At 62.8% G+C, this 24,516-nt stretch carries 19 protein-coding genes; 10 read left to right on the top strand and 9 right to left on the bottom strand.

From position 1 onward, the window contains the following. Nucleotides 1–9: 9 nt before the first annotated feature. Nucleotides 10–648 (bottom strand): translation initiation factor IF-3, encoded by a 639-nt coding sequence (gene infC, locus BKG76_RS21670; protein ID WP_070940051.1) that lies wholly within the window; start codon nt 646–648, stop codon nt 10–12. Nucleotides 649–893: 245 nt separating this feature from the next. Here infC and BKG76_RS21665 point away from each other — a divergent pair, with 245 nt between their 5' ends. The 4 genes from BKG76_RS21665 to BKG76_RS21650 all read left to right on the top strand — a co-directional run bounded on the left by BKG76_RS21665 (nt 894) and on the right by BKG76_RS21650 (nt 6,400). Further along, nucleotides 894–1,253, top strand: coding sequence for a DUF1844 domain-containing protein (locus BKG76_RS21665; protein ID WP_070939749.1), 360 nt, complete (start codon nt 894–896; stop codon nt 1,251–1,253). Between the two features lie 57 nt (nt 1,254–1,310). Beyond that, nucleotides 1,311–4,646, top strand: coding sequence for a bifunctional lysylphosphatidylglycerol synthetase/lysine--tRNA ligase LysX (lysX, locus tag BKG76_RS21660; RefSeq protein WP_070939748.1), 3,336 nt, complete (start codon nt 1,311–1,313; stop codon nt 4,644–4,646). A gap of 92 nt (nt 4,647–4,738) precedes the next feature. Beyond that, nucleotides 4,739–6,115 (top strand): alpha/beta hydrolase, encoded by a 1,377-nt coding sequence (locus BKG76_RS21655; RefSeq protein WP_070939747.1) that lies wholly within the window; start codon nt 4,739–4,741, stop codon nt 6,113–6,115. A 24-nt stretch (nt 6,116–6,139) separates the two neighbouring features. After that, entirely contained in the window at nt 6,140–6,400 is a 261-nt protein-coding gene (locus BKG76_RS21650) for a PspA/IM30 family protein (RefSeq protein ID WP_070939746.1), read from the top strand. Here the strand turns inward: BKG76_RS21650 and BKG76_RS21645 are convergent. Further along, entirely contained in the window at nt 6,357–7,838 is a 1,482-nt protein-coding gene (locus BKG76_RS21645; RefSeq protein WP_070940050.1) for an AMP-binding protein, read from the bottom strand. The genes BKG76_RS21650 and BKG76_RS21645 overlap by 44 nt on opposite strands. A 10-nt stretch (nt 7,839–7,848) precedes the next feature. Continuing rightward, complete coding sequence (gene uvrA / locus BKG76_RS21640) at nt 7,849–10,803, bottom strand: excinuclease ABC subunit UvrA (RefSeq protein WP_070939745.1); 2,955 nt, start codon at nt 10,801–10,803, stop codon at nt 7,849–7,851. A 149-nt stretch (nt 10,804–10,952) separates the two neighbouring features. Here uvrA and BKG76_RS21635 point away from each other — a divergent pair, with 149 nt between their 5' ends. Further along, nucleotides 10,953–11,630 carry an MBL fold metallo-hydrolase gene (locus BKG76_RS21635; protein WP_070939744.1) on the top strand — a complete coding sequence of 226 codons (678 nt, stop codon included), beginning with the start codon at nt 10,953–10,955 and terminating at the stop codon, nt 11,628–11,630. 26 nt (nt 11,631–11,656) lie between these two features. Here BKG76_RS21635 and BKG76_RS21630 read toward each other — a convergent pair whose 3' ends face one another. From BKG76_RS21630 to BKG76_RS21620, 3 genes are all read right to left on the bottom strand, one after another. Continuing rightward, a complete protein-coding gene (locus BKG76_RS21630) occupies nt 11,657–12,097 on the bottom strand; it encodes a universal stress protein (RefSeq protein WP_070939743.1) in 441 nt (146 codons plus the stop codon). Between the two features lie 194 nt (nt 12,098–12,291). Beyond that, nucleotides 12,292–13,743: a M20/M25/M40 family metallo-hydrolase gene (locus BKG76_RS21625; protein WP_070939742.1), complete on the bottom strand. Its 1,452-nt coding sequence runs from the start codon at nt 13,741–13,743 to the stop codon at nt 12,292–12,294. Nucleotides 13,744–13,756: 13 nt separating this feature from the next. Then, complete coding sequence (locus BKG76_RS21620) at nt 13,757–15,193, bottom strand: MFS transporter (protein ID WP_070939741.1); 1,437 nt, start codon at nt 15,191–15,193, stop codon at nt 13,757–13,759. 68 nt (nt 15,194–15,261) lie between these two features. Here BKG76_RS21620 and soxR point away from each other — a divergent pair, with 68 nt between their 5' ends. Continuing rightward, on the top strand, nt 15,262–15,714 hold the full coding sequence (gene soxR, locus BKG76_RS21615) for a redox-sensitive transcriptional activator SoxR (RefSeq protein ID WP_070939740.1): 453 nt from the start codon (nt 15,262–15,264) through the stop codon (nt 15,712–15,714). Here the strand turns inward: soxR and uvrB are convergent, their stop codons facing one another. Next, a complete protein-coding gene (uvrB, locus tag BKG76_RS21610; RefSeq protein ID WP_070939739.1) occupies nt 15,715–17,883 on the bottom strand; it encodes an excinuclease ABC subunit UvrB in 2,169 nt (722 codons plus the stop codon). A 68-nt stretch (nt 17,884–17,951) separates the two neighbouring features. Here uvrB and BKG76_RS21605 point away from each other — a divergent pair, with 68 nt between their 5' ends. The 4 genes from BKG76_RS21605 (at nt 17,952) to BKG76_RS21590 (ending at nt 20,459) form a co-directional block, all read left to right on the top strand. Further along, nucleotides 17,952–18,476: a DUF402 domain-containing protein gene (locus BKG76_RS21605; protein WP_070939738.1), complete on the top strand. Its 525-nt coding sequence runs from the start codon at nt 17,952–17,954 to the stop codon at nt 18,474–18,476. Further along, nucleotides 18,469–19,467 (top strand): Gfo/Idh/MocA family protein, encoded by a 999-nt coding sequence (locus tag BKG76_RS21600; RefSeq protein WP_070939737.1) that lies wholly within the window; start codon nt 18,469–18,471, stop codon nt 19,465–19,467. The genes BKG76_RS21605 and BKG76_RS21600 overlap by 8 nt, the downstream gene beginning before the upstream one ends. 42 nt (nt 19,468–19,509) lie before the next feature. Further along, nucleotides 19,510–19,920, top strand: a complete 411-nt coding sequence (locus BKG76_RS21595; RefSeq protein WP_070939736.1) for a hypothetical protein — start codon at nt 19,510–19,512, stop codon at nt 19,918–19,920. A 62-nt stretch (nt 19,921–19,982) separates the two neighbouring features. Continuing rightward, nucleotides 19,983–20,459: a DUF5078 domain-containing protein gene (locus tag BKG76_RS21590; protein WP_070939735.1), complete on the top strand. Its 477-nt coding sequence runs from the start codon at nt 19,983–19,985 to the stop codon at nt 20,457–20,459. A 176-nt stretch (nt 20,460–20,635) separates the two neighbouring features. Here the strand turns inward: BKG76_RS21590 and BKG76_RS21585 are convergent, their stop codons facing one another. Continuing rightward, a complete protein-coding gene (locus BKG76_RS21585; RefSeq protein WP_070939734.1) occupies nt 20,636–23,629 on the bottom strand; it encodes an MMPL/RND family transporter in 2,994 nt (997 codons plus the stop codon). Continuing rightward, nucleotides 23,626–24,042 (bottom strand): MmpS family transport accessory protein, encoded by a 417-nt coding sequence (locus tag BKG76_RS21580; RefSeq protein WP_083338163.1) that lies wholly within the window; start codon nt 24,040–24,042, stop codon nt 23,626–23,628. Before BKG76_RS21580 ends, BKG76_RS21585 begins: the two co-directional genes overlap by 4 nt. Between the last annotated feature and the right edge of the window lie 474 nt (nt 24,043–24,516).

The raw sequence follows: 24,516 nt of genomic DNA, 5'->3' as shown, positions 1-24,516 counted from the left end.
TTTTCCGTACTAGGTCTGTTCGGTGGGCGCTTGCTCGGCGGGCGCTGCCGCCTGGGCTGGGGCCGGTCCCGCAGGAGCCTCCGCCTGCTGGGCCGCCTTGGCCCGGGTCTTAGCGCCCCGGTGCGGCGCCAGCACCATCGTCATATTGCGGCCGTCCTGCTTCGCGGAAGTTTCCACGAAGCCATACTCGGCCACGTCTGCGCCGAGCCGCTGCAACAGCCGGTAGCCCAGCTCGGGCCGTGACTGCTCGCGTCCGCGGAACATGATCGTGACCTTGACCTTGGATCCGGCTTCCAAGAAACGGACCACATGGCCCTTCTTGGTTTCGTAGTCGTGATCGTCGATCTTCGGCCGAAGCTTTTGTTCCTTGACAACGGTCTGCTGCTGGTTCTTGCGAGACTCGCGCTCCTTCAGAGCCGTCTCGTACTTGAACTTGCCGTAGTCCATGATCTTGCAGACCGGGGGCCTGGCGTCTGGGGCTACCTCGACAAGGTCGAGATCGGCGTCTGCGGCGACGCGAAGCGCATCTTCGATCCGCACGATGCCGACCTGCTCGCCTTTCGGGCCGATCAGGCGGACTTCGGGTACGCGGATACGTTCGTTGATGCGGGTCTCAGTGCTGATGTGGCCTCCCTGGCTCGTCCTCATACTGTCGTGACCGAAGCTCGGTTCGACGGGGACAAAAGCGGGGCCCATCAGCAAGAAAGCCCTGCGCATGGCAGGGCCCGAAGCCGACCGGTCATGACGAAAACACGCCATTCTGCATAGCGCAGAACACCCACCCAAAGGTGGCTGGACCGGACCGCTGTACCTTATGGCCAGCGGTGGGAGCGGGACTCCACTTGATGTCCCCGACGGAGCCGGGAACGGTCGTGCATGACAGTCTAGCAGCCGTGACCGATGACCTTGACAATGATCAGTACGACGAGTCCCCGGCCGACAGTGTCCGCGAGCTCGCCGACATCCCGGCCATCGAAGTAATTACCAAGGCCATTGTGATGTTGATGAGCTCCAGCGCCGAGAAATTGGGACTGTCCTCCCCCGATCCGGACGAAAGTCCGCACCGTGACCTGGATGAGGCACGCCGGTTGATCACCGCACTCGCAGGCTTGGTGGCCGCCTCGGTGGAGTACCTAGGTCCGCACGCGGCTCCCATTCGCGACGGATTGCAGAGCCTGCAGAAGGCGTTTCGTGAGGCCAGCGCCGTGCCGGACGAACCCGGGCAGGGTCCCGGCGAAAAGTACCTGCGGTAAAACGCCGGGAACCCAAACTCGCAGGGAATGCCAAGGCATGCCACTTATTCTCGCAAGGTGACATCCACCAAACCGGCAGTTGAACCACCCGCCCCGGACCATCCCGCTGTCACGGCGCTCCCGGGAATCGGCGCACGCCCAGCAGCACGACCGCCCATAACCTCGTTGTGGCGCTGGGTTCCGGCGTTCTTCGGCTGGTTCGTCGGCATCCAGGCGATCCTGAACTTCCTGTCGAGCATCTCGCCATTCATCCGGATGGTGACGAGGCTGCCGCGGGAATTCGTCGACGAATACCTGTTCGGCTGGCCCGACGGCAGCCTGTCCTGGGCATTTGTGCTTTCGTTGCTGGCTGCCGCACTCGCGGTGCGCAAGAGCATCGCGTGGTGGGTGCTGCTGATCGACTTGGTGGGACGGTCGGCGCTCAATGTCGGCGGCTTCATCGAGCACCGCGACTCCACCGAGCTGATCGGTCTCGTCGTACATGGTGCGTTCATCTTGCTGCTGTTGCTGGCGCGCAAGGAGTTCTACGCGAAGGTTCGGCGAGGCGCGACGGTCAAGGCCGCACTGGTGCTGATCGCGGGCATGGCAGCGGGAACGCTCGTCGCGTGGGGTCTGCTGGAGCTCTTCCCGCGCACCCTCGTCCCCGGCGATCGCTTCTGGTGGGCGCTCAACCGTGTTGCGGGCTTCTCGATCGCTTCCCATCGTGATTTCGACGGTCTCCCGCCGCACTTCCTGAACTGGCTTTTTGGTCTGTTCGGCGCGCTGGCGCTGATCACCGCGGCCATTGTGCTGTTCCGCTCCCAGCGCGCGGTCAACGCGCTGACCGGTGACGACGAGTCACTCATCCGCGGGTTGCTGGAGCGTTATGGTCAGGACGATTCTCTGGGGTATTTCGCGACTCGCCGCGACAAGGCGGTCATTTTCGCGCCCAACGGTCGCGCGGCCGTGACATATCGAGTGGAGGTTGGTGTCTGCCTGGTCAGCGCCGATCCGATCGGGGACAAATCGGCCTGGGGCCAGGCCATCGCCGCGTGGTTGCAGGTATGCGACGCCTACGGCTGGGCTCCCGCGGTGATGGGTGCCAGCGCCGAAGGCGCGCTCGCCTACCGCGAACATGGCCTCAACGCACTGGAACTCGGCGACGAGGCCATCCTGTACCCGCGCTCCTTCTCGATATCGGGCCCGCACATGGCGGCGGTCCGGCAGGCGGTCAACCGTGCCCGGCGATCGGGGCTCTCGGTGCGTATCCGTCGTCATCGCGAACTGAGTGCGGCAGAGGCGAAACAGATCATCACCAACGCCGACCTGTGGCGTGATGGAAACACCGAGCGCGGATTCTCGATGGCGCTGGGGCGGTTGGGTGACTCCACCGACGGCGACTGCCTGCTGGTAGAGGCGGTGGACCCCAGTGGCAACCCGGTCGCCATGCTGTCGCTCGTGCCCTGGGGAACCAACGGGGTCTCCCTGGAACTTATGCGTCGTTCACGTCAATCCCCCAACGGCACAATCGAATTCATGGTTACCGAGCTGCTCACCCAGGCGGAGGGCATGGGAATCACCCGGGTCTCCTTGAACTTTGTGATGTTCCGCTCGGTGTACGCCGATGGTTCTCGGATCGGAGCGGGCCCCGTCCTGCGGCTGTGGCGCTCGATATTGATGTTCGCGTCCCGATTCTGGCAGTTCGAGCAGCTGTACCGCTCGAACGTGAAGTACCAGCCGGAGTGGGTGCCGCGGTTCGCCTGCTACGAGGACGCCCGGCTGATTCCGCGGATCGGCATCGCTTCGGTGATCGCGGAGGGGTTCCTGGTGCTGCCCTTCGGCAACCGCGACAAGCCGCGCCACACGGGTCAGTACAGCGCGGTTCCTCAGGCCATCGTGGCCACCGGCCTGCTGCATCATGACGGCAGCACCCCGGACCTGCTGCCACAGGCGACACCTCCGCAGCGTGTGCCCGAACAGGTCAAGGTTCGTCTTGGCAAGCTGGCAGCCTTGCAAGACAAGGGAATAGACGCCTATCCGGTGGGATCGCCGCCGTCTCACACCGTCGCCGAGGCGCTGGCCGCGACCGACGGGAGTGTGGTGGTCATCAGCGGTCGTTTACTGCGGATCCGTGACTACGGTGGCGTGTTGTTCGCGCAGTTGCGCGACTGGTCGGATGAGGTGCAGTTGCTCATCGACGATCCGGGCCTGCATGAAGATTTCACCGCGGCCGTCGACCTGGGAGACCTGATCGAGGCCACCGGCACTATGGGTCAATCACACAACGGCACTCGATCGGTGCTGGTGCGCTCGTGGAGAATCATCGGCAAGTGCTTGCACCCGCTCCCGGACAAGCGCAAGGGGCTCACCGATCCCGAGGCCAGGGTGCGCGCGCGATACCTCGATTTGGCGATCAACCCCGAGGCCCGCGAGCAGATCACCGCGCGCAGCGCAATCATCACATCGCTGCGCCATACGCTGTTGTCCCAAGGGTTCCTCGAGGTGGAGACACCGATCCTGCAGCAGGTGCACGGCGGAGCGAACGCACGTCCCTTCCTGACGCATATCAACGCGTACAACATGGACCTGTATCTGCGTATCGCCCCGGAGCTCTATCTCAAGCGGCTCTGCGTCGGTGGTGTGGAGAGGGTCTTCGAACTGGGCCGGGCTTTCCGCAACGAGGGTGTGGATTTCAGCCACAATCCCGAATTCACGCTGTTGGAGGCCTATCAGGCGCACGCCGATTATTTGACCTGGGCCAAGACAACCCAACTACTCATCCAGAATGCCGCGAAAGCCGCGCACGGCAGCGAGGTGGTCCTGCGACCCGGCGGAGATGACGGGAAGCTGGCGCCGGTCGATATCAGTGGCGAATGGCCGATCATCCCGGTGCACGAGGCGGTCTCGCGGGCACTGGGTGAACAGGTCGACGCGACCACGGAGGTACCGACGCTGCAACAGTTCTGCCAGTCGGTCGAGGTGCAGTTCAATCCGCGGTGGGATGCCGGGCACCTGGTCCTGGAGCTCTACGAACGGCTTGTCGAGAAGCACACCACCACACCCACGTTCTATAGCGACTTTCCGGTCTCGGTCTCCCCGCTCACTCGCCCGCACCGAAGCATCGCCGGGCTCGCCGAGCGGTGGGATTTGGTGGCCTGGGGCGTCGAACTCGGCACCGCGTATACCGAGTTGACCGATCCGGTGGAGCAGCGTCGCCGCCTGTATGAGCAATCACTGCTGGCTGCGGGCGGAGACGCCGAGGCGATGGAACTCGACGAGGACTTCCTGCGCGCCATGGAGTACGCGATGGCGCCGACCGGCGGTATGGGAATGGGCGTCGACCGGGTGGTCATGCTGATCACCGGGCGCAGTATCCGCGAAACGTTGCCGTTCCCGTTGGCCAAACCCCGGTAGCCGGGGCGGCACTGAGTAGTCTGGAATTGTTGGCGTTCCGTACCCGGACTCGTCGGACAGCTGACAGACAATTCACAGAAACCTAGGTCATCATGAGTGCCGTGTCCGGTCATGACATCTCCCTGTTACATGGGAACTTTCCCGTCTCCATGCAGGTCATCGCCGGCTTTGCGCTCGTTTTCGCGATCGGGCTGCGTACCCGCAGGTGGTTTCGGCGCTGGGTGCCGGTTGCGGTAGGTATCGGCGTGGCACTCGCCGCGTGGGCCTACTGGTACATCCAATCCGAGGGTTGGGCCGACAGAGGCAATCCGGCTCCGCTGATGCTGTGGGTCTGGATCGCGCTCACCGGTGTGGCCGCCACAGTCCTGGTAGTGGGTTGGCGCACGGCGCACTGGTGGCGTCGCGCGGTCGCGTTCACCGCGGTACCGCTGGCCATCCTTTCCGGCTCGCTGATGCTGAACCAATGGGTTGGCTACGTGCGCAGCGTCCAGTCCGGCTGGGCTCAGTTAACCGCGGGCCCGCTGCCCAATCAGGCAGATATGGCCACCGTGACGGCTGCACGCGAGGAGCGTCGCGGGCCGACCATGACCAAGGGCAAGCTCGTCCCGGTCGACATCCCGGCCGATGCCAGCGGATTCCGGCACCGCAAGGAGATCGTCTACCTGCCCCCGGCCTGGTTTGACTCGACGCGTACCGAGTTGCCCACGATCATGATGATCGGCGGCGAATTCAACACGCCAAGCGACTGGATCCGCAGCGGGAACGCGGTCGAGGTGGCAGATGCCTTCGCCAATCAGCACGGCGGAAATGCGCCCGTCATGGTGTTCGTCGACGCCGGCGGCTCGTTCAACAACGACACCGAATGCGTCAACGGTCCGCGCGGCAACTCCGCCGATCACCTGACGAAAGACGTTGTGCCGTTTATGGTGTCGCGTTTCGGGGTCAGCCCCCGCCCGCAGAACTGGGGCCTGGTGGGCTGGTCGATGGGTGGCACGTGTGCGGTGACGCTCGCTGCCAAACATCCCGAGCTGTTCAGTGCCTTCGAGGATATCGCCGGCGATATGTCGCCCAACACCGGAAACAAGGCGCAGACGATCTCCCGCCTGTTCGGTGGAGACGCCGGAGCCTGGGAGCAGTTTGACCCGGCGACCGTGATGGGCCGTCACGGCCGTTATGCGAATACCGCGGGCTGGTTCGACGTCAATGGCCTGCACCGCGCCGGATCCGGTGCGATCACCAGCACGGGAGCGGCCCCCGGGGCCGCAGCCCCCGCGCCGCTGAGCGATCAGGATCGTGCCGCGCACCGACTGTGCGAGGTGGCTACGGCGCAAGGGATCTCATGCACGGTGCAGCACAAGCCCGGCGAGCATAAATGGCCGTTCGCGCAGACCGCGTTTACCTCGGCGCTGCCGTGGATGGCGGGCCGGATCGGCACGCCGACGGTGCCCGATCTGCCGCTGCCGCGCTAGTTTCCCGGAGTAGCCTCGACCGGTATGGCCGATACACCAGATCCCGGATACGACGACAGCGGTGTACCGACATTCGATTCGGTGCGCGAAAGGATCGAAACTCGTTCCGGTACGGCGGCCGGGGCCGCCGAGCTGGATGCGGTGAGCGACGAGGGCCGTTCGATCGAGGAACAGTTCGAGGCCAGGAGCCGTGCGGCCGCCGAGAGGCTGGAAGAAATCCGTCAGTCGATGCGCGATGAGGCTAGCCGCCAGCGGCCCGACGGGCAATCGCCTCCTCACGGATGAGGCTGCGCCGAACCTTGCCGGAGTCCTCCCGCAGCGGTTCGGTGACGAATTCGATGGTGCGCGGCACCTTGTATCGGACGATCTGATCGAGCAGGTAGTCGTGCAACTGATCCTCGGTGACGTTCCGTTCGGCGTGCACGACCGCGTGCACGATCTGCCCGAGGTCGTCATCGGGTAGTCCCACGATGACACTGTCGATTACGCCCGGGTAGCCGTTCATGATCGATTCCACCTCTGCGGGAAACACATTCGCACCGCCCGTGACAATCAGGTCGGTACGACGATCGCTCATGTACAGATAGCCGTCGTCGTCGAGCCAGCCGAGATCGCCGATGGATTCCCAGGTTCCGAACCGCTTGATCTCCGCGCCGAGGTACTTGTACGGCTTGGGCATGCCCTCCCATGGGCGCATGAAGATCTCCCCTACCTCCCCGGCGGGCAACGGGTTTCCGGCCTCATCGAGAATGGCGAGCTCGCCGAGAGCAGGCCTGCCGACGGAGCCGCGGTGCGCCAGCCATTCCTGTCCGGTGATGATGGTCCCGCCGATGGCCTCGGTGCCCGCGTACAACTCCCAGATGACATCGGGTCCCAGCAGGTCGATCCATGCTTGCTTCAGCCATACCGGACACGGGGCGGCCATATGCCACAGGACCCGGATGGTGGACAGATCGAACCGTCCGGGGTGCTGACGGACCTCGCGCAGCATCCGCGACATCATCGTCGGCACGACTTGCAGCCACGTGACCTTGTGTGTGCCGATCAGTTCGAGCGCCTCAAGTGCGTCGAACTTCGGCTGCACGATCAAATGATGACCGAGTAGCAGCCCATATGACGAAAACATCAGCGGGGCATTGTGATACAGCGGGCCGGCGACGAGTTGGGCGTCCGAGGGCTGCATGCCCATCATCTCGCCCGCCGCGGGTCCGGTGATGACCGCGGGGCTCGGCGCGAGGATGATCTTGGGCCGTCCGGTGCTGCCTCCGGATGTGGGTGCCTTCCAGGCGGGCGACACCACCTCAGGCAGTGGATCGGCGCCATGATCTTCGGTAGTGGGCTCGAATCCTGCTGGCACGCACACCCGGTCGGGATGATCGGCCGGGTCTACCCCAACCACGAGTGCCGAGTTGGCCAGTTCGACGATCGCCCGCCGTTCGGCAAGTGGCAGCCGCCATGACACCGGTTGCGGGGTGGCGCCCAGCTTCCATACCGCGATTTGGGCGGCGAAGAACTCCACCGAGTTGGGTAACCCGATGGTGACGAGATCCCCTTGCCGTACCCCAAGCCGTTGGTACGCGTGTGCCAGGGCGCTGGCACGCTGCTCCAGTTCCGCCCGGGTGACTGATTCGGTACCGCAGGTGATGGCCGGGGCGTCGGGTTCTGCATCCGCGAGGTGGGCGAGGATACGAACGAACGGTTCACCAACGGCCGCGTCAGTCATGAGTGCCACCCTAGACCGGAGTGACAACCTTCCTGGTCCGTGGTTTGGCGGGTGTCTTCGCGGCAGTCTTGGCCGGTGCCTTCGTCGGGGTCTTCCCATTGCGCACGGGCTTGGGCAGCAGGTCCACCAGGAACTCGCCGGTGTAGCTGCCCGGTGTCTGCGCGACGGCCTCGGGTGCCCCTTCCGCTACCACGGTGCCACCGCCGGATCCGCCCTCGGGCCCCATGTCGATGACCCAGTCCGATGTCTTGACGACATCGAGGTTGTGCTCGATGACGATGACGGTGTTGCCTTTGTCCACCAGACCGTTGATCACCGTGAGTAGCTTGCGGATGTCCTCGAAATGCAGTCCGGTGGTGGGCTCGTCGAGGATGTAGATGGTCTTGCCCGTCGACCGTTTCTGGAGTTCGGCGGCCAGTTTGACGCGCTGTGCCTCGCCGCCGGAGAGGGTTGGTGCCGGTTGCCCCAGTCGCACATAACCCAGGCCGACCTCCACCAGGGTGTTCAGATACCGATGGATGGACGTGATGGGCTCGAAGAACTCGGCGGCCTCTTCGATGGGCATGTCGAGTACTTGGGCGATGGTCTTGCCCTTGTAGTGAACCTCGAGCGTTTCCCGGTTGTAGCGGGCGCCGTGGCATACCTCGCAGGGCACGTAAACATCCGGAAGGAAGTTCATCTCGATCTTGATGGTGCCGTCGCCCGTGCACGCCTCGCACCGACCGCCCTTGACGTTGAACGAGAACCGGCCCGGTTGATAGCCGCGCACCTTGGCCTCGGTGGTCGCCGCGAACAGCGTGCGGATCTTGTCGAAAACCCCGGTGTAGGTGGCCGGATTGGAGCGCGGTGTGCGCCCGATCGGCGACTGGTCGACGCGCACCAGCTTGTCGACCTTATCCAGTCCGGTCACCCGGGTGTGCCGGCCGGGCACCTGGCGTGCCCCGTTGAGCTTGTTGGCCAATACGGTGGCGAGGATGTCGTTGACCAGGGTCGACTTCCCCGAGCCTGACACTCCGGTGACCGAGGTCAGTACCCCGAGCGGGAACGCGACGTCGATGTCCTTGAGATTGTGCTCGCGTGCTCCGACCACGGTGACCTGACGTTTCGGGTCGATCGTGCGACGCATCAGCGGCAGCGGAATGCTTTCTGCCCCCGACAGATAGGAGCCGGTGACAGAGTTCTTGTTCTTCAGCAGTTCGGCGTAGGTGCCGCTATGCACCACCTGGCCGCCGTGCTCCCCCGCTGCCGGGCCGATGTCCACCACCCAGTCGGCATGTTTGATGGTGTCCTCGTCATGCTCGACCACGATGAGCGTATTGCCGAGATCTCTTAGCCGCGTGAGTGTTTCGATGAGGCGTCGGTTATCGCGCTGATGCAGGCCGATCGAGGGCTCGTCGAGAACATAGAGCACACCGACCAACCCGGAGCCGATCTGAGTCGCCAGCCGGATTCGCTGTGCCTCGCCGCCGGACAATGTGCCTGCCGCACGCGACAGCGACAAATACTGCAGTCCGACGTCCAGCAGGAATCCCAGCCGGAACTGGACCTCCTTGAGAACCTGACCGGCGATGGCTTGCTCACGGTGCCCGAGAGTCAAGGCGTTGAGGAACTGTGCGCAGTCGACGATCGACAGCTCACAGACCTCTGCGATGGATTTGGTGCCGTGCTGGCCCGCGGTAAGCGTGACGGAGAGGATCTCGGGCTTGAGGCGGGTTCCGTTGCATTCGGGGCACGGGATGTCCCGCATGAAGCCCTCATAGCGTTCCTTCGCCCATTCGGACTCGGTCTGTTCCATCCTGCGTTGCAGAAAGGCCAGCACGCCTTCGAATTCCGCATAGTACGAGCGGGTGCGCCCGTACCGGTTCTTGTATCTCACATGGACCTGCTCGGTGGAGCCGTCCAGGATCGCCTTCTTGGCTGCCGCGGGAAGCTTCTTCCACGGTGTGTCCACGTCGAATCCGAGCGCGTCGCCGAGACCGGACATGAGCCGAACGAAGTAGTCGGCGTTCTGTCCCATCGACCAGGGTGCGATCGCGCCCTCGGCGAGTGTCATGTCCGGGTCCGGGACCACCAGGTCGGGGTCGACCTCCTTCTTGATGCCCAGACCGGTGCACTCGGGGCAGGCGCCATAGGGCGAGTTGAACGAAAACGAGCGTGGTTCAAGATCGTCGACGGCCAGCGGGTGGCCGTTGGGGCAGGCGAGTTTCTCGGAGAATCTGCGCTCTCGCTGCGGGGAGTCTTCGTCCGCATCAACGAACTCCAGGACCACGATCCCGTCGGCGAGGCGCAGTGCGGTCTCCACCGAGTCGGTGAGGCGCTGCTTGGAACTTGCCTTGACGCTGAGGCGGTCGATGACCACCTCGATATCGTGCTTCTCTTGCTTCTTGAGCTTGGGCGGATCGGTGAGCGAATGCACCACGCCATCGACTCGAATGCGGCTGTATCCCTGCGAGTTCAGCTGCTCGAACAGGTCCACGAACTCACCCTTGCGGGTGCGCACCACGGGGGCGAGGACCTGGAAGCGCAGGCCCTCTTCCATGTCCAGCACCTGATCGACGATCTGCTGGGGTGTCTGCTTGGCGATCTTCTCCCCACATACCGGGCAATGCGGCGTACCGGCACGCGCATACAGCAGGCGCAGGTAGTCGTAGACCTCGGTGATGGTGCCGACTGTGGATCGGGGGTTGCGGTTCGTGGACTTCTGGTCGATCGATACCGCGGGTGAGAGCCCCTCGATGAAATCGACATCGGGCTTGTCCATCTGCCCCAGGAACTGGCGGGCGTACGCGGACAGTGATTCGACGTACCGACGTTGCCCCTCGGCGAAGATGGTGTCGAACGCCAGACTGGACTTTCCGGATCCGGAGAGACCCGTGAAGACGATGAGGCTGTCTCGGGGTAGGTCCAGGTCGATACCGCGCAGGTTGTGCTCACGCGCGCCCCGCACGATCAGACGGTCGGCCACCTGTCTCCCTTCACACTGCCCATGCAGGTCTTTCGCACAGCTCAGCCGCTGCGTTCCCATGCGGAATCCAGGCCGACCGAGTCGTCGACTCCATGCTAGGGCGAGGCACCGACAACCTTCGCGCCGAGACAGGTCAGTACCGTTGACGTATGACCTCGATCACCGTCGATGACAACTACTCCGGACACATCGAACCCGGCTCGGGTGTGGCACGTCGCACCGTGGGCGGTGCGACCATCATCAAGGCCTCGGTGGGTCCGATGGACAACAACGCCTACATCGTCACGTGCACGAACACCGGCAAATCGCTGCTGATCGACGCCGCCAACGACGCCGAGCGCCTGGCAACCCTGCTGGATGAGAACGCGCCGAACATCGAGCTCATTGTGACCACACATCAGCACTTCGATCATTGGCAGGCTCTCGAGGCGATCGTCGACAAGACCCAATCCCCCAGTGCCGCACATGACTTGGACACCGGCCCGCTTCCCGTCCCGCCGACGACGCTATTGGTCGGGGGCGACAGCTTCGATATTGGTGACCTGCACTTCGACGTCATCCACCTGCGCGGACACACGCCGGGCTCGGTGGCGCTGGCGTTCAGCGCAGACGGTGTGACCCACGTGTTCACGGGAGATTCGCTATTTCCCGGCGGAATCGGAAAGACATTCAGCTCCGAAGACTTCAACCAGCTGCTCGACGATGTCAGCGACAGACTTTTCGGCGCGTACCCAGATTCCACCGTTGTGTACCCCGGACACGGTGACGACACCACCTTGGGTGCCGAGCGCGGATCGCTCGGAGAATGGCGCGAACGAGGCTGGTGAACCCGCCCCGTTCGCGCGTACCGAATCTAGGTGGTGTGCACGATCAGCACGTCGCACCTGGAGCGACGGGCGACATCCGAGGGAACCGATCCCAGTAGGCGTCCGGCGATGGTGTTGAGGCCGACATTGCCGACGACCAGCAGGTCTGCCTTGGAATCCACCACCAGGTCGAGCAGCGCATCCACCGGGGCGCCCTCGATGGAACGCTCTTCGACGCTCGTCGCACCGGCTGCGGCGGCGCGCTCGCGAGCGGTGCGCAGGATGTCGTAGACGGGTGCCTTGCCGGTGACCTTGTACGCGTCGTCCTTGAGCACATCGGCCGAGTGGGGGTTGTTCTCCGGGAAGTACGCGGTCGCGACGATGAGCTTGGCGCCGGCGGCGCCCGCGATCGCTCCAGCGCGGTCGACCGCCCGGTACGACGAATCTGATCCGTCAGTACCGACAACGACAGTGCTGTATGCACTCATGAAAGGTCCTCCAGTTCCGTTTGACCAGGCCAGATGAGATTAGCCGGGAAGGGCCCCGGCCATGCGTCATTTGGCCGATTGTGTCGCGCTCTGCGCGCGATTTTCCCTCGTCGGGGCCGCGTGTCGATATGGCCTGCGCCTCAATCTGGATATGAGGACGATCACGCGGCGATGAGCAGCGTGCGTGAGGAGCGTCAGGCTCCGTTCGCATACAGCTTGACGACTTGATAGAGGAATGCCCGTCCGTCATAGAGGGATTTCACCTGGATACGTTCGTCCAGGCCGTGCGCGTGTGTCTCGCCGGGCTGGGCGAATATCCCGCTGAGGCCATATACCGGGGTCTTTCCGAAGTAGATGGCGTCTGTTGCTCCTGTCGACATGGTCGGCACCAAGGGCACACCCGGCCACATTGAACCGGCGACGGCCCTGATGGGATCGACGATCTGCGCAGATAACGGTGGCACGGTCGCGACGTTGGTGCGGAACGCCGTGGCGGGCTTCACGGTGACCTTCGGGTCATTGACTGCTTTGACGATCGCGTCGTGAACGCCCTGCTGTACGGTCCCGATGCCGGGCAATATTCGGCAGTTCACATTGGCGGTGGCGCGTTGAGGCAGCGCGTTATTTGCATGTCCGCCTTCGATTTTCGTGGGGACACAGGTGGTGCGCAGCATGGCGTTGTACAGCGGACTAGCCGATAGCACCGCTGTGGCGGCCGGATCCTGTGGATTGACAACGATCGTCGACATGGCCTGACCGACCTCTCCCGGCTGCAGCGCGGCCTGTGCCGTGAAATAGGCCCGGGTCACGTCGTTGAGCTGGACGGGAAAGGGCGCGGCGGCGAGCCGGTTGAGCCCGGCCCCGAGGGCCTGTATCGCGTTGAACGGCCCGGGCTGGCTGCTGTGACCGCCCTCGTCGGTGACCTCGAGGGTGAAGTCTTGATAGATCTTCTGGCCCGCCTGGATTTCGAGCAGGATGGGCTTGTTGTCCTTGTTGAGATCGCCACCGGCGCCTTCGTTGATGACGAACTCGGCATCGACGAGCTCGGGCCGGTTTTGATGGAGCCACTCGGCGCCGTTCACCTGCCCGCCGCCCTCTTCACCACAGGTGAGCGCCACCCTGATCGGACGTTTGGGGACGAAGTTCTCCGTGCGATACCGAATGAGGCTATCCACGAATATCGCTGCCATGGCCTTGTCGTCCTCGGCACCGCGAGCGTAGAAGTACCCGTTCTCCTCGGCCAGCGTGAATGGATCACGTTTCCAGTCCTCGCGTTTGGCCTCCACGACGTCGATATGTGCCAGCAGTAGGATCGGTTTGGCAGCATCATCGGATCCCGCAAGCGTGGCGACCAGGCCACCGTCCTTGGGGTGATCGGGCGGGCTGAACAACACCAGATCCTTGTTGGCGTAGCCGGCAGTCTTGAGCCGAGTGGCCATCTTTTGTGCCGCCTCGGTGCAACTCCCCTGCGATGCCGTCGTATTGGTTTCGATCAATTCCCGGTAGAGGTCCCGAAACGCACCACGGTCGTCGTTGGTGACAGGGGCAGTGGTTGCCGGTGAACTCAGCTCCTGCGTCGTCCCGCAGGAGCTGAGGGTGAGCACGGCGACGGTGAACGCAAAAATCCGGTGCATGGTTCCGTTCATACACCCGTGACGGCTATAGGGGGGCCTGAACCGCTTCTTCCCCCGCCTTATCCGTCACCTCCAGTCTGGAACCTCCGCGAAATACCCTGGAAGACACCGCAACACCGGTAATCGTAATCGCGGCGAACCCCAGGAACAGTAGATGCGCTCCGCGCGTGGGCGATCCGCCGAGATTGACCAGTACACCGGCGAAACCAGCACCGAATGCCCCGGCGATCAACTGCACAGTACTGATGGCCGCAGCGGCAGCACCGCTCTCCGCTGCATCCATGGATACCGACATGGCGGCGGCCGCCAGATGCGGCCACGCCATGCCGATACCGGCGCCGGTGACAGCGAAACCGAGCGCCCACAACGCCATCTCGGGTGCGGAGGAGCCGTCGCGCTGCAGTGCTCCGGCGAGAATCAGCCCCGCCGCCACTACGGCGGGAGCGAGCGTCACCACGCGTGAGACGGCGCGCGCGTGCGCCGATGCGCTGATCATTTCGCCGACGGTCCAGCCGAATGCCAAGGTGGCGCCGAGGAATCCGGCGGTCAGCGGAATCAGGTGCCCCAGGCGCTGGCCAAAGAACGGAATGTATGTCTCGACCATCGAGGCCACCGCCAACACCGCGATCGTCAGGTAGATCCACTTCAGCGGGTTGTGCGCGAAGACCGTCCTCGGCAATACCGGCGCGCCTGAACGGCGATCGAGTATGACGAACAGGATCGTCAAGGCGGCCGCGCCAACGATGAGGCCGGCCATGGCAGGCAGTGCCGACTGCAGCCCGGCCACGGCTATCAGGCTGGCTGCCGTCGTCAGCACGAGCAGCGACCGCACCGGAACTCGGCGCCGGGCGGTCTCGGACTTCGCGGTCTCGGTTCGCGTCAACACCGTGGGCACCGTCGCGGCGATGCCCACGGTTATCAGGGCCAATGTTACGAACGCCCACCGCCAGAGCCCGAATTGCGCGAAGAGCCCGCCGGCCGCGGGTCCCACAAACGTTCCGACCCCCCACATTGCCGAGGTGAGTGCCGAGGCACGTACCCATAATCGTTGTGGTAGAGCAAGATTGATGACCGCATAGGCAAGACCGGCCAGTAGGCCGCCTGCTGCGCCCTGCACGGCGCGTCCGGCGAGCATGACCTGCATCCCGGGGGCAGCCGCGCACACCAGCGTGCCGGCCGCGAATGCGCCGAAGGCCAGCAGGTAGGCGCGGCGTGGCCCGGCCCAGCCGAGAAGTGGGCTCACCACCGTGGCGGCGCTCACCGAGGCGATCAGGTACACCGTTGTCACCCAGGCGTAGAAACGTTCCCCTCCGATATCGGCGACCGCACTAGGCAACAGACTGGTGGTGAGATACACGTTGGTGGCGTACAGCGCGACCCCGCCGGCCAGCACCGTGACGATCCCGAGCTGCCGCCCGCCCAACAGATCCCGCCAACTACCGTTATCCGGTCCGTGAGTCATGCCGACACGGTATGAGCTAAAGTGCACTTGAGATCAACTCCGCATGGCGAACTGCATCAAGGAGACCGGTGAAGGGCAAGGCCGAGCTGCTGCCGATCGGTGAGGTGGCCAGGCGAAGCGGAATCGCGGTGTCCGCGGTGCGCTACTACGCCGATATCGGTCTGGTCCCGTCCGAGCGCACGTCCGGGAACGCTCGGGTGTTCCGCCGTCACGCCTTGCGGCGCATTTCGCTGATCCGGGTGGCGACCGGATTCGGTATCCCGCTATCGGAAGTCGCGGAGGTGCTGTCGAGCCTGCCCGATGACCGGGCCCCGAGTACCCGTGATTGGCAACGAATCTCACGCCAGTGGCATGCGCATCTGGAGGCCCGCAAGAACGCCATCGCCGATATGCAGGAGAAGCTCACCGGATGCATCGGTTGCGGCTGTCTGTCGATGACGAAGTGCACGCTGTTCAATCCCGGCGACGTCCTCGCCGACGACGGTTCTACCGGTGCACTGTTGCTCGCGGATCCCGGCTGATTACTTCAGTCCCGCAGCGTCCATACCGCGCAGTTCCTTTTTGAGGTCGGCGATCTCGTCACGGAACCTCGCCGCCAACTCGAACTGCAGATCACGTGCCGCGGACATCATCTGCTCGGTCATATCCTTGATCAGGTCGGCCAGTTCGGCCCGCGGCATGCTCTTGGTATCGCGGCCCTCGAAGACTCCGGCGCTGACCGCGCGGCCGGGCTCACCCTGAGCGCGGCGGCCGCGACTGGCGTTACGGCCGGAGCCGCCGATCTGAATCGCCTCGCTGCTCTCTGTATCGGAGGCTTCCCGATACACCTGGTCGAGAATGTCGGCGATCTTCTTGCGCAACGGTTGTGGATCTATCCCGTTCGCCTCGTTGTAGGCGACCTGCTTGGCACGTCGACGATCGGTCTCGTCAATGGCCTCCTTCATGGAGTCCGTCATGGTGTCGGCGTACATGTGCACCTCACCCGAGACATTGCGCGCGGCGCGACCGATGGTCTGAATCAGGCTTCTGCTGGAGCGCAGGAACCCCTCCTTATCGGCGTCGAGAATCGCGACCAAGGACACCTCGGGCAGGTCCAGCCCCTCCCGCAGGAGGTTGATCCCGACCAAGACGTCGTACTCGCCAAGCCGGAGCTGGCGTAGCAGTTCGACTCGCCGCAGGGTGTCGACCTCCGAATGCAGATAACGCACCCGGATACCCATCTCGAGCAGGTAGTCGGTGAGGTCCTCGGCCATTTTCTTCGTCAGCGTCGTCACCAGTACCCGTTCGTCGACCTCGGTCCGTTGCCGAATCGAGGCGATGAGATCGTCGATCTGGCCCTTGGTGGGCTTGACGACCACCTTCGGGTCCACCAGCCCTGTCGGCCTGATGACCTGCTCCACGAACTCTCCGCCGGCCGCGCTGCGTTCGTAGTTTCCGGGAGTGGCGGAGAGATACACCGTCTGGCCGATACGTTCGGCGAACTCCTCCCAGGTCAGGGGCCGGTTGTCGACGGCGGACGGGAGCCGGAATCCGAAGTCCACCAGATTCCGTTTACGCGACATGTCCCCCTCATACATGGCACCGATCTGGGGAACCGTCACGTGCGATTCGTCGATGACCAGCAGAAAGTCGTCCGGGAAATAGTCCAGCAGGGTGGCGGGCGGTGTCCCCGCACCACGGCCGTCGATATGTCGTGAATAGTTTTCGATGCCTGAGCAGAAGCCGACATTGCGCATCATCTCGATGTCGTAGTTGGTGCGCATCCGTAGGCGCTGGGCCTCCAGCAGCTTGCCTTGCCCCTCCAGCTCGGCCAGGCGTTCCTCGAGCTCCTGCTCGACACTCACAAGGGCCTTTTCCATCCGATCCGGTCCTGCCACGTAATGCGTGGCAGGGAAGATCCGCAACGAATTAGTCTGCCGCACAACGTCTCCGGTGAGCGGATGGAGGTAGTAGAGCGCCTCCACCTCGTCGCCGAAGAATTCGATGCGAACCGCCAACTCTTCGTAGGAGGGAATGATCTCGACGGTATCGCCGCGCACCCGGAACGTGCCGCGGGTGAAGGACATGTCGTTGCGGTTGTACTGCATATCGACCAAAAGCCGCAGGAGCGCATCCCGCGGCACCTCCAGGCCCACATCCAATTGCACCGAACGATCCAGATAGGACTGCGGGGTACCCAGGCCGTAGATGCACGAGACCGAGGCCACCACCACAACATCCCGGCGGGACAGCAGATTGGATGTCGCCGAGTGCCGCAAGCGCTCCACGTCATCGTTGATGGAGCTGTCTTTTTCGATATAGGTGTCGGTCTGCGCGATATATGCTTCCGGCTGGTAGTAGTCGTAGTACGAAACGAAGTACTCGACGGCGTTGTGCGGCAACATCTCCCGAAGCTCATTGGCCAGCTGCGCGGCGAGGGTCTTGTTCGGCGCCATGACAAGCGTCGGTCGCTGCAATCGCTCGATGAGCCAGGCCGTCGTCGCCGACTTGCCGGTACCCGTGGCACCCAGCAGTACTACGTCCTTCTCCCCTGCCCGAACCCGGCGTTCGAGCTCGGCGATGGCACCCGGCTGATCGCCCGCGGGCTCGTACTGACTGACGACCTCGAACTGTCCGTCGGCACGCAGGACGTCCGTCACCGGGCGGTACTCGGAATGCGCAACGATGGGGTGTTCTGTTGCGAAAGCCATGTGCCCAGAGTAAGCCGAGGGTCTGACATGCCCTCCAGTACCAGTGAGGAAGGCGGAAGGAAATCAGCGTGCACCCGCCCAAACGCGAGATCTTCGACCTCGATGCGCTGACCAACACCGACCCCAAGGGAATCGTGCGGTCGGTGGACCAGTACCGAGTGCAGCCGTGGGGGCTCTACATGGCGCGCCCGACGCCCGGCCGGGCGCAGTTTCACTATCTGGAGTCGTGGTTGCTTCCGACGCTGGGGTTGCGGGCGAACATTTTCCACTTCAATCCGGGTCACGAGCGCGATCAGGACTATTACGTCGATATTGGTGAGTTCATCGCCGGGGAATCGCAGTGGGTGGCCACCGACCACTATCTTGACCTAGTGGTGCGCAGCGGACGAGAAACCGAACTGGCGGACGTCGACGAGCTGCTCGAAGCGCACAAGCTGGGGTTGTTATCCACTACTGCAACAGAACTCGCCATTCGTCGGGCAGTTGCCGCCATCGACGGACTCGCTGAGCGCGGACATGATCTGAACGCTTGGCTCGCCGATGCCGGCATGCCTGTGACCTGGCTCGACAGATGCGGAGATGCACATGCCTGAAGCCATTCGCTGGGGAATCATTGGGCCGGGCCGTATCGCCGGCAACGTAGCCCGTGACTTTCCGCTGACGCCGGGGGCCGAGCTCGTGGCCGTTGCCTCCCGGTCTATCGAGCGCGCTCAGGACTTCGCCGCGGCGCATGGAATCAACCGGGCCTTCGGTTCATATCGTGAGATGCTCGCCGACCCCGATGTCGACGCCGTGTACATCGCCACTCCGCATCCTCAGCATCGACAGGCTGCTGTCGCGGCACTGACCGCCGGGAAAGCGATTCTGGTGGAGAAAACGTTCACCGCGACCGTCCCAGGCGCACAGGAGATTATCGATATCGCAAGAGCCCGAGGCGTTTTTGCGATGGAGGCGATGTGGACCCGGTTCCAGCCGGCGATCGTCGCCGCCAAGCAGCTTGTCGACGACGGGGTCATCGGCGAGGTGCGCCAGGTTCAAGCGGACCTGGGGGTCGATCGCCCGTTCGATCCCCAGGATCGATTGTTCAATCCGGCGCTGGGCGGCGGCGCATTACTGGATTTGGGTGTTTACGTCGTCTCGCTGGCCCAGTACTTCCTCGGAGATCCGGCGGCGGTCGTGGCGCACGGCTCGTTGTTTCCCACGGGCGTCGACGCCGAGGCCGGGCTGCTGTTGCGCTACGACGACGGCCGTACCGCGACTCTGCTGTGCTCGCTTCGGCAATACACCCCTGGCCAGGCGCGCATCTTCGGCACCGAGGGCTGGATCGACATCCTCCCCCGCTTCCATCACCCGCGCGAAATCGTGGTGCACCGCAAGGGATCTGACCCCGAGCCGATGGTGCGGCCCCCCGTCGGAGGTGGTTACAGCCACGAACTCGCCGAGGTGACCGAGTGTCTGCGTGAGGGCAGAGCGCAGAGCACAGTGATGCCGTTGGCCGACACATTGGCGGTACAGCGGGTGCTCAATACGGCCTGCGAACAACTGGGGGTTGATCACTCCGAAGACCACGCTGACCTGGACTAATCACGTTGCCGCTGTCTCTTGGGCCCCGGTAGGATGCCCCGTATGCGTCGCCTCCATCGAGGGGTTGGCGCTGTCGGGACAGCGGCGGCAACTCTCGCTCTTCTGGCAGCACCAGCCTCCGCAGCCGAGCTGCACAACATCAGCTACATCGCCCGTGTCGATGGGCTGGGACGCGGAATCTCCGTGACGTTCAAAACCGATCCGGTGGAACGGCGTACCGAGCAACCTCGTCTCGGACCCGGTGAGAACTGGGAGGTCAATCTGGTGATGGATGATCCGCAGCAGGCGGGGATGACCGTTCGGGTGCTGCCTCCGTACGGCGTCGCACTGCACTGTGAGGTGCAGGTCGACGATGTGGTCACCGATTCACAGGACCTGACGGTGCCCCCGGCCCTGGGGATCTTCAACGGGCCCGTTAACGACACCGTCACCTGCGGTCACTTCAACTCGTAATCGTCAGTCAAATTAGTCACTTCCGCACCCCGGACCTGTACGAAAACCGCTACAATGGCGCCATGCGCCTGAACTCTATTCGTACCCATTTGCGCGGTCCTGCTCGCAGCGCGGGAATTGCGTTAGTCGCCGCAGGAATTGCCGCGAGCACAATCCCCGCGATTGCCTCCGCAGACTCGACCGATGACTACCCAATTCCGCGTCGAATGCTGAAGACCACGTGTACGGCCGAACAGTATCTGGCCGCGGTCCGCGATTATGACCCGGTTTACTACACCCGGTACATGATCGATAAGAACAACAAGCCCGATTATGTGCAGCAGGCCACAATCGACCGGATTCATGAGTTCTTCTCGAAGGACTACACGGGTCGCCGCGCGGAGTCCGAGGTTTTCGCGGTGAACTACCCGCCTGAGGCCTTGACGTCTCAGTGGCCCAACTGGGGCAAGATCTTCTTCAACAACAAGGGTGTCGTCGCCAAGGGCACCGAGAATTGCAGCAAGTACCCGTCCGACATGTCGGTATGGGACGGCCCCTAACCAAGCGCACAGAAAAACGCCCCGTGGTGATCACACCGCGGGGCGTTTTTCTATCCGGGAGGACTATCGGGAAACCGTTGTGCCGGTTGGAAAGACCTGGAAAGGCTTAGTCGGCCGATCCCTTAAACGAGTTCGGCCCCCATGCCATGAGCACGGGGGCCGAACTGTACTAACCGTCAGACCTGAGGTCGTGGAAACTCCGCGGTGACCGGGTCATCATGTGCAGGTCCAGGACCCGCCCCGACGGGAACAGGCGCCGGTGGTGGCGGAACCTGTTGCTCGACGGGCACCGGCGGAGGCGGCGGATCTGTCGCGTACTTGCTCACCTTCATGGGCCACCAGAACCATCGGCCCATCAGGGCGGCGATCGCCGGCGTCATGAACGCCCGGATGATGAAGGTGTCGAACAGCAGACCCAGGCAGATGGCCGACCCGGCTTGGCCGATCGCGATCAGGTCGCTGGTGATCATCGAGCCCATGGTGAACGCGAACACCAGACCGGCCTGGGTGGCCACACTTCCTGAACCGCCCACACCGCGCAGGATGGCGGTGTTCAGACCACCATGTAGCTCTTCCTTGAATCTGGATACCAGTAGCAGGTTGTAGTCCGAGCCGACCGCCAACAAGATGATGACGGTGAACGGCAGCACGAACCAGTGCAGCTGCAGGCCAAGAATGTGCTGCCACAGCAATACCGACAGGCCGAAGGACGCCCCGAGCGATATCGCGATGGTCCCGACGATCGTGAACGCCGCCACGATGCTTCGCGTGATGACCAACATGATGACGAAGATCAGGCATAGCGATGCGATGACCGCGATCATCAGGTCGTACTTCACCATCTCGCCGATGTCGTGATAGGTCGGTGCCGTACCGCCGAGATAGAGCTTGGCCTCGTCCAGCGGGGTGCCCTTGATGGCGTTCTTGGCGGCCTTGAGTTCGACCTCCGTGTTGGCGAGCGACTCCTTGCTGGCGTAGTCGCCCTCATGCGTGATGATGAACTGCGCGGCCTTGCCGTCCGGCGACATCATCAGCTTGACGCCCTTCTTGAAGTCTTCGTTGTCGAAGGCCTCCGGCGGCAGGTAGAAGAAGTCGTCATTCTTCGCCTCGTCGAACGCCTGACCCATCACCGTTGCGGTGTCGGTCATGCGGTCCATCTGGCCGATCATGCCGTTCATCGTGCTGTACATGGTCAGCATGGTGTTCCGCATGTTCTTGGTGATGGCGATCATGGGCGGCAGCTGTTCCACCATCTGCGGCATCAGCTTGTCCATGTTGGTGATGTCACCGAGCATTCCCTGCATGCTCTCGGCTAACTTATCGATCCCGTCAATGGTGTCGAATAGCGAGCGCATGGACCAGCACATCGGAATATCGAAGCAATGCTTTTCCCAATAGAAATAGTTGCGCAGCGGGCGGAATTGATCGTCGAAATTGGCGATATTGTCCCGCATTTCATTGGTGACACTGATCATGTCCGGCACCGTCACTGTCGCCATATGGTGTGTTACACCGACGAGCTCTTTCATGATGCTGTACATGCGTTCCATGATGGCGACCATCGAACCCATATCGTCGGCCATCTTCAACATGTCCGCCATGCTGTTCTTGAGGTAATTCATGTTCTCGGTCATCGATACCGATTGCATACTCACCTGGAATGGCACCGAGCTGTGATCGATCGGAGCGCCCATTGGGCGGGTCATGCTCTGCACCTTGTTGATGCCCTCCGTGCGGAAGACGTTTTTGGCGATGCGGTCCAGCACCAACATGTTGGCCGGGGTCCGCAGATCCTTGTCCGCCTCGACGATCAGGATGTCCGGGTTCATTCTCGCCTTCGAGAAGTGCCGGTCGGATGCCTGGAAGCCTTGAATCGACGGCAGACCAGTCGGGATGTAGTACCGGTCGTTGTAGTTGACCGAGTATGTGGGCAGGATGCCCAAGCCGACGATCGCGATGATCATCGTGACCGCCAAGATCGGTCCCGGCCAGCGCACAATGGCGGTGCCGATCTTGCGCCATCCCCTGCTCTTGATGGTGCGCTTGGACTCCAGCAGCCCAAACTTTGTCGCTATCAGAATCACCGCCGGACCGATGGTGAGCGAGGCGGCCACCACCACCAGCATGCCGATCGCGCAGGGCACACCCAGCGACTCGAAGTACGGCAGGCGAGTGAATTTCAGGCAGAACGTGGCGCCCGCGATGGTGAGGCCCGAACCCAAGATCACGTGCGAGACACTGTGATACATGATGTAGAAGGATTCGAGCCGGTCCCTGCCCTCGGCCCGTAGCTCGTGATAACGGCCGATTTGGAAGATCGCATAGTCAGTCCCGGCCGCGATGGCCAGAGAGGTCAGCAGGTTCACCGCGAATGTCGATAGGCCGATGATTTCGGCATTGCCGAGGATCGCGACCACGCCACGAGCGGCACCCAGTTCGACGAACACCATGAACAGGATGAGCAGCACCGTCGTGATGGACCGGTAGATGAGCAGCAGCATCACGGCGATGACGATGAAGGTGATACCCGTCATCTTGAGCATGCTCTTGTCGCCGGCGTCGTTCATGTCCATTGTCAGCGCGGCCTGGCCGGTGACGAAGACCTTCAGCCCGTCGGGATACGTACTGTTCTTCTTGCTCTCGTCGATGAGCTTGGCGACGATGTCCTGGACCGCCGTGACGGATTCCTTGCCTTCCGTCGTGCCTTGGTCTCCACGGAGATTCAGCTGAACGTATGCAGATTTTTCGTCGACACTCTGCGCGCCACCGGCCGTGATGCGGTCGCCCCAGAAGTCCTGGGCGTATTCCACATGCTTGGTATCGGCACGCAGTCGTTTGACCAACTCGCGGTAGAACGTGTGCGCCTTGTCGTTCATATCGGTGGAGAACTTGGTGTCGCTCTCCAGCAGGACCATCACCATGCTGTCGTCCTTGAACTGCTGGAACAGCTCACCTTGACGCTTGATGGCCTGGTAGGACGGTGCGTCCTTCGATGCCAACGACACCGAGTGTTCTTTACCGACCTCTTCGAGCTGCGGCACGACGACGTTGACGATGACCGTCAACACCAGCCAGGCCAGAATGATCGGTACGGAGAACGTGTGGATGAAACGCGCTATGCGCGAAGGCTTTTGGGTTGCGTCATTCGTGGGAGCGCTATGTGTGCTCATGCGGATTTCACCATGCAGAAGACTTGGGCGTTGTGGTTGGACACGGTCTGTTCGTCCTTTACTTCGCCGTTGGACAGGATGCGGCAGCCAATTTCATCGCTATCCCCCATCGCGACGACATTGGCGAAGACAGAAGTCATCGTCGTCGTGATGGTTAACGTCCACGGCAGTGTGGTGAACTGGGCGCGCTGCGGTTGCGCCCGGTCGTCGAGATAGTTGACCTCGCCCCTTGTCCCTGCGGGACCGAAGATTTCGTAGACGATGTCTTTCGGGATGATGTTCTTGGAGTCATCCTTGATGCCGACCGCCGAATTGATGTTGGTCGAGCCAAACACGCCGTGAAGCCGATAGACACCAAACGCGGCGGCCGAGATCACCACCAGAACGACGAGCGGGACCCATACCCGCTTCAATACCTTGAAAATGGTCCAATCCCCTTCACCCGTGTGGCCCGGGGGCCAACAACTCGACTCTGCTTATCGCGTCCGGCTATGCGGCGGCGCGATTCGCGCGCAAACAGTTACCAGCCAGTACGACACCGTGTTGTTTTGCGGAGTCCGTGAGCTGATGGGGCGCCCGTTCATATCGTCGGTTCATCCCACGTGGCTCCGCTCATGCCGATTTCTTAGTAATTCGTAAGGGATACTACATACGTTTGTCAGGGAACTGTACATGTGCTGTCAGTCACAACTTGCCCATTTACTCCCCTGAGTACCCGCAATAGCTTAGTTAGCTACAAGCGGATGTCAACAACCGGTGACACGGATCTATTCCCTGTTTCTTTTCCTCCATGTAACGAAAGCGCCTGCGTGCACATCGGAGTTAGTGACTGATCTGAGAATCGCACCAGCTACCGGACCCACAGAGTGTTTGCCAATGCTACTTTT

This window comes from Mycobacteroides franklinii, from assembly GCF_001853795.1.
In the GTDB taxonomy this organism is placed as follows: Bacteria; Actinomycetota; Actinomycetes; order Mycobacteriales; family Mycobacteriaceae; genus Mycobacterium; species Mycobacterium franklinii.
The sequence above is the reverse complement of the archived record's forward strand: the minus strand, read 5'-3'. Positions and strand labels throughout refer to the sequence as shown.